This window comes from Desulfotomaculum sp., from assembly GCF_982386235.1.
In genome coordinates this window covers 53,599-67,449 of record NZ_CEVWQM010000024.1, presented here as the reverse complement: position 1 = coordinate 67,449, position 13,851 = coordinate 53,599, and the positions used below count along the sequence as shown (strand labels likewise).

Annotated in this window: 12 protein-coding genes; 7 read left to right on the top strand and 5 right to left on the bottom strand. The window is 42.3% G+C overall.

Annotated elements, in window-relative coordinates; translation table 11 throughout:
* Positions 1 to 154 precede the first annotated feature (154 nt).
* The 3 genes from AC1U9Z_RS13895 to pdxS form a co-directional block, all read right to left on the bottom strand.
* Positions 155 to 1,144, bottom strand: a complete 990-nt coding sequence (locus AC1U9Z_RS13895) for a helix-turn-helix domain-containing protein (RefSeq protein ID WP_479957955.1) — start codon at positions 1,142 to 1,144, stop codon at positions 155 to 157.
* A gap of 172 nt (positions 1,145 to 1,316) precedes the next feature.
* Positions 1,317 to 1,886, bottom strand: coding sequence for a pyridoxal 5'-phosphate synthase glutaminase subunit PdxT (pdxT, locus tag AC1U9Z_RS13890; RefSeq protein ID WP_479957953.1), 570 nt, complete (start codon positions 1,884 to 1,886; stop codon positions 1,317 to 1,319).
* A gap of 1 nt (position 1,887) precedes the next feature.
* Positions 1,888 to 2,763, bottom strand: coding sequence for a pyridoxal 5'-phosphate synthase lyase subunit PdxS (gene pdxS, locus AC1U9Z_RS13885; RefSeq protein WP_479957951.1), 876 nt, complete (start codon positions 2,761 to 2,763; stop codon positions 1,888 to 1,890).
* Between the two features lie 119 nt (positions 2,764 to 2,882).
* Between pdxS and pdxR the strand changes: the two genes are divergently transcribed.
* From pdxR to AC1U9Z_RS13855, 6 genes are all read left to right on the top strand, one after another.
* Positions 2,883 to 4,304 (top strand): MocR-like pyridoxine biosynthesis transcription factor PdxR, encoded by a 1,422-nt coding sequence (pdxR, locus tag AC1U9Z_RS13880; protein ID WP_479957949.1) that lies wholly within the window; start codon positions 2,883 to 2,885, stop codon positions 4,302 to 4,304.
* A gap of 453 nt (positions 4,305 to 4,757) precedes the next feature.
* Entirely contained in the window at positions 4,758 to 5,171 is a 414-nt protein-coding gene (locus AC1U9Z_RS13875) for a Fur family transcriptional regulator (protein ID WP_479957948.1), read from the top strand.
* Positions 5,172 to 5,212: 41 nt separating this feature from the next.
* On the top strand, positions 5,213 to 6,211 hold the full coding sequence (locus AC1U9Z_RS13870; protein ID WP_479957946.1) for a CobW family GTP-binding protein: 999 nt from the start codon (positions 5,213 to 5,215) through the stop codon (positions 6,209 to 6,211).
* A gap of 1 nt (position 6,212) precedes the next feature.
* On the top strand, positions 6,213 to 7,787 hold the full coding sequence (locus AC1U9Z_RS13865; protein ID WP_479957944.1) for a permease: 1,575 nt from the start codon (positions 6,213 to 6,215) through the stop codon (positions 7,785 to 7,787).
* A 2-nt stretch (positions 7,788 to 7,789) separates the two neighbouring features.
* Positions 7,790 to 8,692, top strand: a complete 903-nt coding sequence (locus tag AC1U9Z_RS13860; protein WP_479957942.1) for a TIGR03943 family putative permease subunit — start codon at positions 7,790 to 7,792, stop codon at positions 8,690 to 8,692.
* Between the two features lie 232 nt (positions 8,693 to 8,924).
* Entirely contained in the window at positions 8,925 to 10,133 is a 1,209-nt protein-coding gene (locus tag AC1U9Z_RS13855) for a YibE/F family protein (protein WP_479957940.1), read from the top strand.
* 88 nt (positions 10,134 to 10,221) lie between these two features.
* Here the strand turns inward: AC1U9Z_RS13855 and AC1U9Z_RS13850 are convergent, their stop codons facing one another.
* Complete coding sequence (locus AC1U9Z_RS13850) at positions 10,222 to 12,324, bottom strand: HelD family protein (protein WP_479957959.1); 2,103 nt, start codon at positions 12,322 to 12,324, stop codon at positions 10,222 to 10,224.
* 327 nt (positions 12,325 to 12,651) lie between these two features.
* Between AC1U9Z_RS13850 and AC1U9Z_RS13845 the strand changes: the two genes are divergently transcribed.
* Positions 12,652 to 13,035 carry a hypothetical protein gene (locus tag AC1U9Z_RS13845; protein ID WP_479957939.1) on the top strand — a complete coding sequence of 128 codons (384 nt, stop codon included), beginning with the start codon at positions 12,652 to 12,654 and terminating at the stop codon, positions 13,033 to 13,035.
* 343 nt (positions 13,036 to 13,378) lie between these two features.
* Here AC1U9Z_RS13845 and AC1U9Z_RS13840 read toward each other — a convergent pair whose 3' ends face one another.
* Complete coding sequence (locus tag AC1U9Z_RS13840) at positions 13,379 to 13,819, bottom strand: hypothetical protein (protein WP_479957936.1); 441 nt, start codon at positions 13,817 to 13,819, stop codon at positions 13,379 to 13,381.
* Positions 13,820 to 13,851 lie beyond the last annotated feature (32 nt).

The window sequence follows — 13,851 nt, the reverse complement described above, 5'->3', positions numbered from 1 at the left end:
TGATATACATTCCCGGTTAATGTATAATTTGGCTGTAAAGTTTTGTTCACAACTATATTTTACAACAAAAGACGGCTTCTGGCATCTGCCAGTCGCCGTCTTTTGTTGTTTTCCAGGCTGGCTTACTGCGACAGCCCCATTTTTTATGAATTTCTTATTTTCGAGTAATCATCTTTCGATATTGGAAAGGGGTCATACCTACTTTTTGTTTAAATATTTTTGCGAAATTACCATTGTAATCCTCACCACATTCGGCAAAGACTTGGGCGATGGACAGATTGTTGTCACACAGTTTTTCCTTGAACTTACCAATTTTTACGTCCTGATAGTAGTTGTAGGGTGTCATACCCGTATGCTTTTTAAACAACCGTGTATAATGATACCTGCTCATATAAACAATACCAGCCAATTTATCTGCGTCAAATTCTTCCTTCCAATGGTTATCTATGTATTCTTTGCCTTTCATAACCTCTTCTCTGCCCTGATAATGTCGGGATGTAGTAAAAACCGTCACGATGTATACGATTTGGTTATTTTCATTGCAGATAGGGAAGGAAGTTAAATTTTGATACATGCTTCCACAAACTATTTCTTTTTCTCCATTTAATCGCTGAAAAATTTCTTGCTGCGGTACTTTAATATCATATGCGTGAGCCACTTCTCCCTGATAGGCCTGCAACATAAATTCTAATATTCCCCATCTTTCAAGGTTGGGATTGAGCAGTATATTATGCTTTTTATAAAGTTTTTCTGGGTTGGTTATTTTAGCAAACTTTATAAATGCTTCATTCGCCAGGAGCAAAGTTCCGTCTGGCTCACAGATGTGCATTGGATAGGGAAAATGCTTCACGATCTCCACAAACAGCTCTTTGTTTTCATACAAGGACTGAAAGGGCCACTGGTTATTATGTTGCCTTTGTTCATATATATCATATATTTCTCTGGCTATCGCTGCTTCCTTTTCTTTTTGCATTGGGGCTTTTTTTCGTCTTCTGTCAGCCGGCTTTACGGCATGCTGGGGAACAAGCCACATATTGCCCTTTTTCATTGCACCTTCTATTCTGCCCTCGGCGCAGTACAACGTCACAATCCTGCTCCCAGTCCCCCATTTTTCACCAGCTTCCTTAACAGTCATGTACTCCATACCCAACACCCTTTAATCGGAATATTGCCATTATTATATAACTAGTTTAAGCATGTTGCAAGAATCAGCAATATAATGCTTCGTAGCAACGAGCTAACAAACTAGAAAACCTGGCCATACTTATCCGGGTAGGGGTGGTCACAAAGACACCTATTACATTAATAGTCGCTGCTTAAGTGGGGTTAATGCTATCGAGAAACATTTGATGAATTTTCCTGTTCCCATTCAGTTCAGGGTGAAAGGAAAGCCCAATTTGATTGTTAAATCGAACGCCTACAATGTTCTGATCTACCCTAGCAAGAATCTCTACACCCTCACCCACGGCTTCAACATAGGGTGCGCGGATAAAAGTCATCGGAACCTTACCTAAATCGCCGAATTGTTCCTCTGTGTAAAAACTGCCCAGTTGTCTGCCGTATGCATTGCGCTTGACCGTTACCGGCAAAGTGCCAAAATATCGGGCAGAATCGTTGGAAATCTGTTCAGCCAGCAAAATAAGGCCCGCACAGGTTGCCAAAACAGGCAAACCCTTTGATAATTTTTCCCGAAGCGGCTCAAACATGCCCAGTTCCCGGAGCAGTTTGCCTTGGGTGGTACTCTCACCGCCCGGCAAAATCAGCCCATCAAAATTTTGGCGAGCGTCCTCTCCATTCCGAAGCTCAATATAAGCCACTCCAAGCTGCGAGAGAATCTCCTCATGCTCGGCAAAGGCCCCTTGCACCGCCAGTACTCCTACGTTCATATTACTTGCCTCGCTCCGCCATGAGCAATTCGATTTCCTGCTCGTTGATACCCACCATCGCTTCGCCTAGATCCTCTGACAGTTCTGCTATTACCTTTGGATCCTGGTAATTGGTAACCGCCTTCACGATAGCCTGAGCTCTTTTGGCAGGATTGCCTGACTTAAAGATACCGGAGCCCACAAAAACACCTTCCGCACCCAGCTGCATCATAAGGGCAGCATCCGCAGGTGTAGCAATGCCGCCGGCGGCGAAATTGACTACCGGCAGGCGCTTATGCTCATGAACATAGAGAACCAGATCATAGGGTGCCTGCAGCTCTTTAGCCTCTTGGAAAAGCTCATCTTTTCGCAGGCCAACGATGCGGCTGATTTGCCTATTGATCATTCTCATATGCCGCACCGCCTGAACCACATCCCCCGTACCCGGTTCCCCCTTGGTGCGAATCATGGCAGCACCTTCATTAATTCTACGCAGGGCTTCTCCCAGGTCCTTTGCACCACAGACAAAGGGCACCCGGAATCTGGTCTTGTCGATATGATAAACATCGTCAGTTGGTGAAAGTACTTCACTCTCATCAATATAATCGATCTCAATTGCCTCCAGGATTTGAGCCTCTACAAAATGACCAATGCGGCACTTTGCCATTACCGGAATGGTAACCGCTTCCTGGATGCCTTTAATCATCTTGGGATCACTCATACGGGAAACGCCACCGGCGGCCCGAATGTCTGCGGGAATTCGTTCTAAGGCCATGACGGCACAGGCCCCGGCAGACTCCGCAATCTTCGCTTGTTCTGGCGTGGTTACATCCATAATCACGCCTCCCTTCAGCATCTGGGCAAGTTCCTTATTTAATTCATATCTTTTGCTATTCATTGTTATAAAACCCCTCGCTTTACATATTTAATAATATTGAGTATACTCTTAACTGGCTATATTAAAATGTCCAATCTGAAAAAATCGGCCATAGTCAGTTTAGCGAAGAGGTTATAATTATGTTAACATATTCCTTCGAAAATATAGGGTCAGAAAGTATGTATGAATATATTTATAAATGTATTAAAATGGATATCTTGCAAAAGAAGTTAAAGCCTGATGAAAAACTCCCCTCCAAACGTGTCTTTGCCAAAAACTTAGGGGTAAGTATCATTACGATCGAAAATGCCTATGCTCAGCTTGCGGCAGAGGGCTATATTTATTCGCTCCCCAAAAGGGGATATTTTGTCTCCAATCTGAAAAAACAAACGATACATCCTGCCAAAGAAAAACCACTGGCAGACCAAAGGCCAAAAAATGAGCCAGCCTATTATGCTGACTTTGTTAGGAATTCCGTAGCCCCGGATACCTTTCCCTTCTCTATTTGGACCAGACTGCTGAGGGAGGTGACCGCAACCGAAAATGAGCTGGCTCTGCTGTCAGACACTTCGGTGGGCGGCGTTTTGAAACTGAGGCAGGCCATCGCTGAGCACCTCTACCAGTTCCGCGGCATGTCGGTGGACCCTGAACAGATTATAGTAGGTGCCGGAACGCAATACCTATACAGCGTCATTATCCAACTGCTGGGTAGAAACCACTTATATGCTGTGGAAAACCCAGGCTATACCAGGCTCACTAAAATATATGAGAGCAACGATGTTAAGTGCTGTCATATTCCTATGGATGACTCCGGCGTAATGGCAGATTTTTTGAAAAGCAGCGAAGCTGACATTCTCCACATTACCCCTTCCCATCATTTTCCCACTGGTATTGTCATGCCAGTCAGCCGACGGTATGAGCTTTTAAGCTGGGCCGCCAAACAGAATGAGCGCTATATTATTGAGGACGACTATGACTGTGAGTTCCGTTTGTTCGGTAAACCGATTCCTACTCTGTTAAGTATCGACGTAATGGAAAAGGTAATCTACATTAACACATTTGCCAAAAGCCTGGCACCAACCTTTCGCATTAGCTATATGGTTCTTCCCAAGCATCTTGTGGGTCGATTTTATCAGAAGTTGGGTTTCTACTCCTGTACCGTGTCCAGCTTTGAGCAGTTCACGCTGGCACGCTTTATCTCGGAGGGCTATTTTGAAAAACATATTAACCGCATGCGAACCTATTATCGAAAACAACGGGATACCATCCTAATGGCCATCCGCGAAAGCAGCTTAAACCCCTATGTGACGATTCTAGAAGAGGACTCTGGACTTCACTTTCTCATGAAAGTGAACACAGATGTGGCAGATGCAAAATTGATAAGTGCCGCCAAAAGTGCCGGGATTCGTATTTCCTGTGTCTCTAATTATTATCATGACGAACAAGCTTGTGAGACCCATATGATGATCATTAACTATTCCGGACTGGAGCCAGAAAAGGTTGAAACAGCTATAGAGCGCCTGAGTAAATGCATCGTGGATGTAATTCTACAGGGGAAGTGATCGAAACTAGCTTTCAAATAACAAAATATCTCTATATCAAATGATAAAAGCCTTTAGGCACAAACATGTGCCTAAAGGCTTTTGTCATTTGACTGGTGAGTTTGCATTATGCTTTAAAGCTACCTGACCCATTCCGAGTATTGCCTTGTCAAGATCACCGATAGTCTTAACACGTCCGGCATCGAACAGCTCTTTGAAGTCGCAAAAAAGCTGCAATTCACCATTCGCTTTACCCGTCGCGAATGACGGTCCTATTATGCTACATTCGGCTTATATCCAAAAAACTTTACTTTACGGGATTTGCACGATACAATAAACATAAATGCAAATGAAACGCATTTGCATATCGGGCATTAGAAATTGAGAGAGCTCTGTCGGCATATTTCAGTAAATTTACATAGAACCCAAGGGGGGCTACACAGTCCTGACAAAAAATCGAATGAGGTGAATACATTGAAAGAGGGACAGAACATCTGGCCAGCGGGGATAAAGAGAACGAGGCAACGCGAAAGTGTGCTCTCGGTACTTGAAAATACCGATAAGCCCTTAAGCGCCGCAGATATATGCTCAAGAATGGAGAAAAGCGGAGACGCGGCTTGGATGTCTACCGTCTACCGGATACTGGAGCTTTTCGTAAAAAAGGACATGGTGATTAAAACCAATGTGATGAATCATGAAATGGCGGTGTATGAATTAAACCGTTTCAAGCATAAGCATTATGCTGTCTGCTTGAACTGCCGCAAGATCATCGCAATGGACAATTGCCCAATGGAGAGGTTTATTCCAAAACTTGAGGATGAGGATTTTCAGGTCATGGGCCATAATCTGGAGGTATTAGGACTCTGCAGTGATTGCAAGACCACTTGATCGTTATCAGCCTGAGTTAGTATTTTTTTAGGAGGAGTTGCATGTCAACAGAAATATTCGTAATATCCGGCTTCCTTGGAGCGGGAAAAACCACGCTGATTCAAAAGCTGCTCAGAGAGTCCTTTCGGCATGAGAAAGTCGCTCTCATTGAAAATGATTTTGGTGATATCAGCGTTGATGCCGCCTTGTTGAAATCGGGCGGTATTGAAGTGAAAGAAATGAATTCCGGCTGTATCTGTTGCAGTCTTTCGGGTGATTTTATCAAAGCCCTTAGAGAACTTTTGGATCGCTTTCACCCCGACAAAATCGTCATTGAACCTTCCGGTGTTGGCAAACTATCGGATATTATGAAGGCCTGTTCGGACCCGCGCATCCTGCCGCTTGCTAAAGTAAAGGCTAAAATAACAATCGTAGATGTAAAACGCTGTAAAATGTATCTTGACAACTTCGGTGAATTTTTTGAGGATCAGATTCAAAACGCCGATGCCGTCTTACTTAGCCGTGCCGAGGAGTTCCCTGCTCAGGTAAACGCTGCTTGTGAAATAATCAGAGGCTTAAATCCGCATGCGGTCATCTTTTCGAAGCCTTGGGGCCAGATCAAGGTGGATGAAATACTCCACCCACACCGTAATAATCGCGTCCGTATAGAGCAGCACGTGCACACACATGACTGCAACTGCGGGTGCCGTGGTGCGCACAGTTACGCGGAGCACAAACATAGCCATGATGATGACCAAAATTGTTCTTGCGGCCATCATCATGCTGCGGCAGATGTTTTTGATACAGTTACCATTCGGACAAATCGGCTATTCAGCATTGAGGATTTGAAGGAGCGGCTATCCAATATGGAGAGAAGCGCGAACGGAACGATTCTTCGCGCAAAAGGTATCGTTCGCGGGCCGAGCGGATATATGAACCTGCAATATCTCCCCGGAGATATAAAAGTGACAAAATGCGCCACCAAAGGCAACATGCTTTGCATCATCGGCCGGAATCTAAACAGACAGGAGTTATGCATCCTCTTTAGCGAGGAATGCTAGGATGGCGATACCCGTTTATGTTGTGACCGGGTTCCTTGACGCCGGGAAAACGACGTTTCTGAATACCCTGCTGAACAGGCGCGACTGGCAGGATATCAGGATACTTGTTATACAGTTTGAGAGCGGCGAAGAAGAATTCCAGAGGCAGTATCATAACTGCCACCGTATTTCTTTCCCCAAAAAGGCTTTGGAGCAGCAGCCCCTGCAAGTAGTCAGTCAAATTCTGTATATCCTGCAAACCTACAACCCTGAAGAAATCTGGATCGAGTGGAACGGTGTCGTCCCATTTTCCAGGCTGCAAGCTTTGCTTTTACAAGACTCACTTCGCGGCTTGTGTAAAATTCAAAAAGTCATCCACATTGCGGACGCGGCAAGCATAGAAAATCTGCTGGGCAGGACGGGAGGCGCTCTGCCCGAGCAGATTGCAAACAGTGATTTTGCCGTGGTTCGCAATGTGCATTCGGTAACTGTTTATAAACGAATTCACCGCCTGCTGAACGGCATAAATTCAGGCATTAATATATATGAAATAAGGGCTTATAAAGACTTATATAAACAGCTTTTCGGAAGGCAGGAGCATCCGGTCAACTTCTTCTTTCTTATAGTTTCCTTGCTCGTCATCCTGCATTTTGTCGCACGGCCCGTTTTTGAGGCGTTCCAAATTCCGTTCAATACGATTATCAACGTATTTTTAGGGATTATCCTGCAGGCCGTTCCCTTCCTGCTGATCGGCGTATTGTTGTCGTCGATGATTCAGGTTTTTATTCCACAGGGCTTTATCGAGCGCAGATTTCCCAAATCACTGGGCGCAGGCATGCTGGCCGCGATTCTGGGCGGTTTTTGCCTCCCGGTCTGCGATTGTGCTTCCATCCCGATTTTCAGGAGCTTGGTGAGAAAAGGGATTCCCCTGCCCGTAGCGATTACCTTTATGGCGGCTACGCCGGTAATCAATCCCGTGGTGATTTTATCGACCTATTACGCCTTCAGCGGCAACCTGACAATTGTGATCCAGCGCATTTGCTTTGGCATGATAGCCGCGATTATCATCGGGCTTATTTTTGCCATCTGGTCACCAAAGGGTAATGTACTATCCGGAGGCACCTTTGACCGGCTGATGTGCAACTGCGGCTGTTATGAGGATGCCGAGTCAATCACCACTTTCTCTGGCAAGCTTGGCCTGTTTATCCGCCATTCGCAAGCGGAATTTTTCAGCGTCGGGAAGTATCTGATGATCGGAACCTTCATTGCTTCTTTATTTCAAGTGCTGGGAACCGGCATATTCAGCGACGCACAAAGCGGCGCCGGGCTAGCGGTCTCCATTATCATTATGATGGCAATGGCGTTCGTTCTTTCCCTATGCTCTTCGTCCGACGCCGTTATTGCGCGCAGCTTTGCGAATCAGTTTCCAATGGGTGCGATCATGGGATTTCTTGTGTTTGGGCCGATGATGGACATTAAAAATGTGCTGATGCTCCGTTCGGGATTTTCGAAGAGTTTTATCGCTAAACTATTGTTTACAGCATTTATCGTATGCTTTGCCGTGGTCTTTTTGTTTGCCGGTTTAGGAGGGATATAAAAATGCGGGCGAGGGCGTTTAATTCGCAGGTTTTTCTGGAGTTTCTTTGCTATTGCTCCTTTGGGGCTTTGATGCTATATTTGGCGAGCAGCGGGAAATACCTTTCCTATGTTACGCCCAGAATGAAGCCGTATCTTTGCTTTACGGCAACCGTCATGCTGATATGGGCTTGTGTGAGCCTTTTTAGGCTGTTTCGCCCGCAGCATAAAGTGCGATCCAGCCATTGCTTTGTGCTGGCGATTCCTGTTTTGCTGCTTTTGCTTCCCCACAGCCCTTTGGGCACCTCGGATCTTTCCGGTAATTACCTTAGCGGGAATGCTTTTTCCGGACAAACCAGCCAATATGGAGCACCTAAAAAACAGGCTCCGTCGGATAACGCCGGCTCTGAGGGTGCAACCAGCACCCCTACCGAAGACCCGTTGTTGGAAGATACAGTGCCTACAGACCCCATAGACACTACCATCCCCGGCAAGCAAACCGATATGCCGGATGGGGACCATTTAGCCCGTTTGCCCGGCTTAGATGCCGTAAACAAGAAAATCACGGTTTCCAATGATGATTTCGGCCTCTGGCTTTCCGAAATATACACAAGTATGGACAAATACGAAGGGTACACGGTTGTTATGACGGGGTTCGTATTCAAAGATCTTGAAACGCTGAAAGAGAATGAGTTTGTACCTGCCCGATTGATGATGTCCTGCTGTGTCGCAGATTTAGCGCCTGCCGGGCTGTTATGTAAATACGACAAGGCTTCCGAATTAAAAAAAGATTCATGGGTAATGGTTGAAGGAACTATCTTTATCGGGCAATACGATTATGATGGCCGGAAATACAACGATCCTCAAATTCGTGTCACAAAAATTACGCCCGCAGAGGCAGTGGAGGGTTACGTTTATTTATACTAAATTGACCACCCATGTTCTAGTGCACTCCCTGTATAAAAATTAAAGGCAATCTACTATGAAATACTGTAAAACTGCCTGCCAAATAAGTAACGAACTGATATAATTAAGCCTATCCTACGCTTGGAATTTGCATCGCTTTGCTCTGGCGTCTTTATGAGCCGCTGGGTATGCCTACGCCAATACTTGCTAATTACATAATTATCTACTAGGTCTAAATGGGGGGCTATTCTCTGTGAATAAAAAACCAAGACAAAAAATCCATCAAAAAAAGTTTGTTATATGGTTTATAGCTGTGGCTTTGTCCATTTTAGCCATATTTGTCGGCAATCGCATTGCAATAAAAGATTTTTCCCTTTTCAGTGTATCTGCTGAAGAAACTGTTAAGGGGAAGGTAATCGCTGTACTTGATCGATCAATTGATGAAATACCGGTTGGCGAAACTGAAAGCTATACAAGCACAAATATTACTTTTACCGCTAAAATTAAAAATGGTCTTTATAAAGATCAGGTGGTTACCGTGCAACAATTAATTGACAGTATGTTTGCCGGAAGTGAATTTATAAAGGAAGTAGAACCAGGAGACAATATCATGCTTTTACAGATGGATGATCCAAATACCGACGTCACACCTTGGCAGTTTGTAGATTATTATCGGTTTGATAAAATTGTTATTCTGGGGCTGATATTTGCAGGGTTGGTTTTATTAATTGGGCGTTGGAAAGGTATTAACACCTTACTTTCATTGACTTTTACATTCTTATTCGTCTTTTTCGTGTTTGTTCCATCTGTCATGAATGGATATAACACTTACATAAGCGCTGTAATTACCTGCCTTTACACAATTACGATGACGCTTGTTTTAATTAACGGAGCGAGTAAGAAAACGCTCGCGACTATGATTGGTTGTATATCCGGGACAATTATTGCAGCCGTTACTACTACTATCATGAGCAGAATACTTCATCTTACGGGGTTCGTAGATGAGCACTCCATTTATTTAACGATGCTCAATCCGGACAAACCGATTGAACTTACTGCCATCATTTTTGCGGCAATTATCATTGGCGCCATGGGAGCAATCATGGATGTCGCAATGGATATTTCATCTGCACTTTTTGAATTATGCGAACATGCTCCCAATATTACATTTCAAAAGCTGTTTAAAAGTGGCATGAGCATCGGGCGTGACATCATGGGTACCATGGCAAACACCTTGGTATTGGCTTATATTGGAAGTTCCTTAACAACTATTATGCTACTGCTGACCTACTCTGATTCCCTCCTGCATCTTTTAAACCGCGAGATAATCATTGTCGAGCTTTTACAGGCGTTAATTGGCAGTTCAGCGATTATATTGACAATCCCATTGACGGTAATTACCTGCGGCTTTTTATATATTCGATCAAATGAATCACCTAAAAAACCCATCTCGACATCGTAGTGATCCTTGTGGATGCACGTCGCTCTGGTTGGATTTTCAGGAAGAAGATGAAAGAGCCAGGTAAAGTTAAAAATTGAGCTAGCCTTTCTCAAATATTAGCCATATCGACAGCCAATTCAAATACCTTTTCTGGTTCACATAAAAAAGTGGTTTTTCTTCCGCAACAGGTTAAATCCAATTTGTGCATTGCCCTTGTACAAGCGATATATAACAGGCTTCTATCCAATGGTGTTTTGTAAAAGTGTTCTGAGGTATCTGGTACAATTACTTGATCAAATTCAAGCCCTTTAGACATATGAACAGAAGTAATGACGATACCATCTTTAAACTCATTGCTTCCAAAATCTAACAGAATAACATCATCATAAACAGCACGAATCTGTTTAAACAGCAGCCTCGCTCGTTTTTGTGATTTGCAGATAATACCCAGTGAGGCATGTCCGGATTGCTTGAATTGTTCAATCCAGTATCGTATTTTATCAAGTTGTTCCTTTTGGGTCCGGCATACCGTTATCGTTGGTGTATCACCGTGCCGCTCAATAGGAATCAGCTTTTTATTTTCTATAATTTTTTTCGTAAGCTGAGTAATTTCAATGGTTGAGCGGTAACTTTTGTATAATTCCACACAATTACAGCCAGCAAAGTATGGTTGTATTTTCTCCACGGTTGAGGAACTGTAAGGATTAACGCTTTGATATCCATCCCCTAAAATCGTCATCTTACAGGAAAACAATTTTGCCAATACGGCATACTGAATGGGCGTATAATCCTGCATTTCATCAACCAGCAAGTGTTGTATACCTTTGTAATCTTGCTCCACTCCATCAAAATACATTTTTACTAAGATAAATGGAAAGACATCACAGAACTCAAATGTATTTTTAGTGATGAACTGGAATAAATCCTCGCGTTTTATGTGGTGATAAAAATTTTGGTACAAGGATACCGCGTTAGGGAATCGATACAATTTCAAAATGCTGCTTCTTATTTGCCGGACAATTTTAGCATCTAGCTTTCCCCCTATATAATTTTTATATTTTGCAATTACATCATTGGCAATTTTATCAAAACGCCGCTTAATAGGTAGTCTTTTATAAGCATGATAGCGCGAAAGTAAGTCTTCCTTAGAAATAGAAAGAACACCAAAATCAAGGTTGATTGGCTCAAAATATTCGTCTTCGGCATATTCCAAGTAGGCTTGGAGTTGTTCAACAAAATGATTCGTTGATTTAAACTCCATTCTGGCAATGGCATCCGAGCTCCCATTATCCAACAAATTCTCCACCTGCTCAAAAAATGTTTGATATTGATACTTCTTATCCATCATGCTTGAAGCAATATCTTCAAAGCCCATTTCCGATATATTTTCTTCTCCTAATTCCGGCAAGACACTAGAAATATAGTTACTAAAGACTTTATTAGGAGAGATAATCAGAATGTTCTTCGATTTCAAAGTTTCTTTATATCGATACAGTAAAAACGCGACTCGGTGTAATGCAATCGATGTTTTTCCAGAACCAGCCGCTCCTTGTATAATCAATACTTTTGCTGCTTCATTTCTGATAATCGCGTTTTGCTCCCTCTGAATGGTTGCTACAATGTTTTTCATTTTATCGTCGGAATTCTGGCTTAATTCCTTCTGCAAAATTTCGTCGCCAATATTCAGAGAGCTTTCAAGCATATATTCCATTTGAGTTTGTTTGATTTTATATTGCCGCCTTAGGGTTAGTACTCCGTCAATTTTTCCGATAGGGGCTACGTAAAATGCCGGACCTAATTCAAAATCATAAAACATGCTCGAAATAGGCGCTCGCCAATCATAAATGATGTGTTGAGCCGTCACGGGATCAACAAATGCATGTACTCCGATATAGAATGCTTCCTCCTTTACTTCTTCTGCTTCAGCAAAATCAATTCTTCCAAAATAGGGGGATTGGATTAATTTTTGAAGCCTTTCTCTTTCCTTGACAGCTTCTTCTCCAAAAGCAACACCCTCAGAAACCGCAATTCGATTTGCTGCTTTTTCCGCAAGGTCAAGTTGGGCCAGATTTTCATACATATACCGTTTGATTTCTAATATCTCATTGGAGTAATTCGTTATTTTTTGTTCAATACGCTCAAGTGCCATTTTGAGCTTTTCTTGAACATGATTTAAATGCTTTCTTTCGCAGGTTTCTTTTTGATTAAACAGGATGCAACAACTCCCTATGCATTTTTATTTTAAGTTACAATTTAAGTATAAGAAGAAACAAAAAAAATACTATACTTTTTATTTTGGTTATGCTATGATTTAGATTAAGTATTGCCCCTTTAAAAGGTGCAATTTTTTCCATTTTTTACATAATTGTCAATTGGTTTTAAATAGAGTATTTATAGTTTAGCGTGTCCTTGATAAGGGAAAAGTGTCTGTCGAGAAAAACTCGTTGGTATATTTTTACCTGAACTCATATTAATTTAAAACCGGAACAAACAACCTATCCCCTTGTCCCCTTTCCCATAATTATGGAAGGTTGAGTTTATGAGTGATTTTACGAAGAAAGATATGGAAGAAGCGCTTCGAGCTATCGCCTCAATGATTGAGCGAGGTGAGAAAGCACAAGAAAAATTTGCACCAGGTACTTCCCAGTACACCTTACAAAAGAACCGGATTAAAGCGCTTTATATCGCATCGTCATTGATAAAAAGGGAATTAGCAAAGCATGACGCAACGGACAAATATACGAAAGAGGACTTGGAAAAAGCGCTTGCACCAATAGCTTCACTGATTAGCAAAAGTAAAAAAGCCCAGAAAAAATTAGCGCAGGGCACTTGGCAGCATACGATGCTTGAAGATAATCTCAAAGCACTATCGATAGCTTCACCCTTGTTAACAAAGGCATTATGTTTGGATTTAGGGCCATAAGAAACACGAAAGCGCCAGTCGAGGCATTGTTGCCGGCTGGCGCTTTCGTGTCGATGTCGAACCTACGCTATGGTTTATAAATATTTATGTCATATTCTATTATACGCAATTTATTTATCATTTCTACGTTGAATCGCTGCTAAAATAAATCCTCCCATAATTGCAAGCGGTATGCTATTTGCAATGCGGGTGGTTCTAAAAAACTTCCAAGAACACCACCCATAGCAGTTAAAACAATCGCCATTATAATTCTTCCCATAAAAATTTCTCCCCTATTGTTGCACACCTTTCTGCTGATATGTAACAAAGAATGATCTAACATACGATTCCCCTAAAATAATGCTCATTTTTTATAAGTTAGCCTAACTATATCAGAATCTCTTTCAACTGAAAAAACAGCATTGTCTGTGTACCTGATTCTATCAAAAAAATCTATTCTATAACCCAAAGTACTGCTGTAGCCGCATACACTAGATACCACTTTTTTGTCTTTGACGAAAAGTAATTGAACCATTCCTTCGCTTACAGTCTCTTGAATAGAATGACTCTTAAAACCTATAACATCTTCAATTTGTTCTTTATTTGTATATGGTCCGAATGTATATACCGTATCCCACTCAAAAGGTACAATTTCATTCAACTTCACATTATCGGATTCAATTGCTGTAACTTCTCGTTTTAGTTTCTGATTATTAAAGAATACCATCGGGTTACCAATTGCTATATAGGCCAAAACGATTATCAGAATAATAGAGACAGAAATCGTTATTTTTTTCTTTTTCATAATAAAATCCACCCCTCACACTATATAAATAA

What these genes read in the sequence shown, in the direction of transcription:
- AC1U9Z_RS13870 (WP_479957946.1), top strand. Translation starts at nt 5,213, where the DNA reads ATGTCAACAGAAATATTCGTAATATCCGGCTTCCTTGGAGCGGGAAAA.
- pdxR (WP_479957949.1), top strand. Translation starts at nt 2,883, where the DNA reads ATGTTAACATATTCCTTCGAAAATATAGGGTCAGAAAGTATGTATGAA.
- AC1U9Z_RS13865 (WP_479957944.1), top strand. Translation starts at nt 6,213, where the DNA reads ATGGCGATACCCGTTTATGTTGTGACCGGGTTCCTTGACGCCGGGAAA.
- AC1U9Z_RS13895 (WP_479957955.1), bottom strand. Translation starts at nt 1,144, where the DNA reads ATGGAGTACATGACTGTTAAGGAAGCTGGTGAAAAATGGGGGACTGGG.
- AC1U9Z_RS13860 (WP_479957942.1), top strand. Translation starts at nt 7,790, where the DNA reads ATGCGGGCGAGGGCGTTTAATTCGCAGGTTTTTCTGGAGTTTCTTTGC.
- AC1U9Z_RS13845 (WP_479957939.1), top strand. Translation starts at nt 12,652, where the DNA reads ATGAGTGATTTTACGAAGAAAGATATGGAAGAAGCGCTTCGAGCTATC.
- AC1U9Z_RS13840 (WP_479957936.1), bottom strand. Translation starts at nt 13,819, where the DNA reads ATGAAAAAGAAAAAAATAACGATTTCTGTCTCTATTATTCTGATAATC.
- pdxS (WP_479957951.1), bottom strand. Translation starts at nt 2,763, where the DNA reads ATGAATAGCAAAAGATATGAATTAAATAAGGAACTTGCCCAGATGCTG.
- pdxT (WP_479957953.1), bottom strand. Translation starts at nt 1,886, where the DNA reads ATGAACGTAGGAGTACTGGCGGTGCAAGGGGCCTTTGCCGAGCATGAG.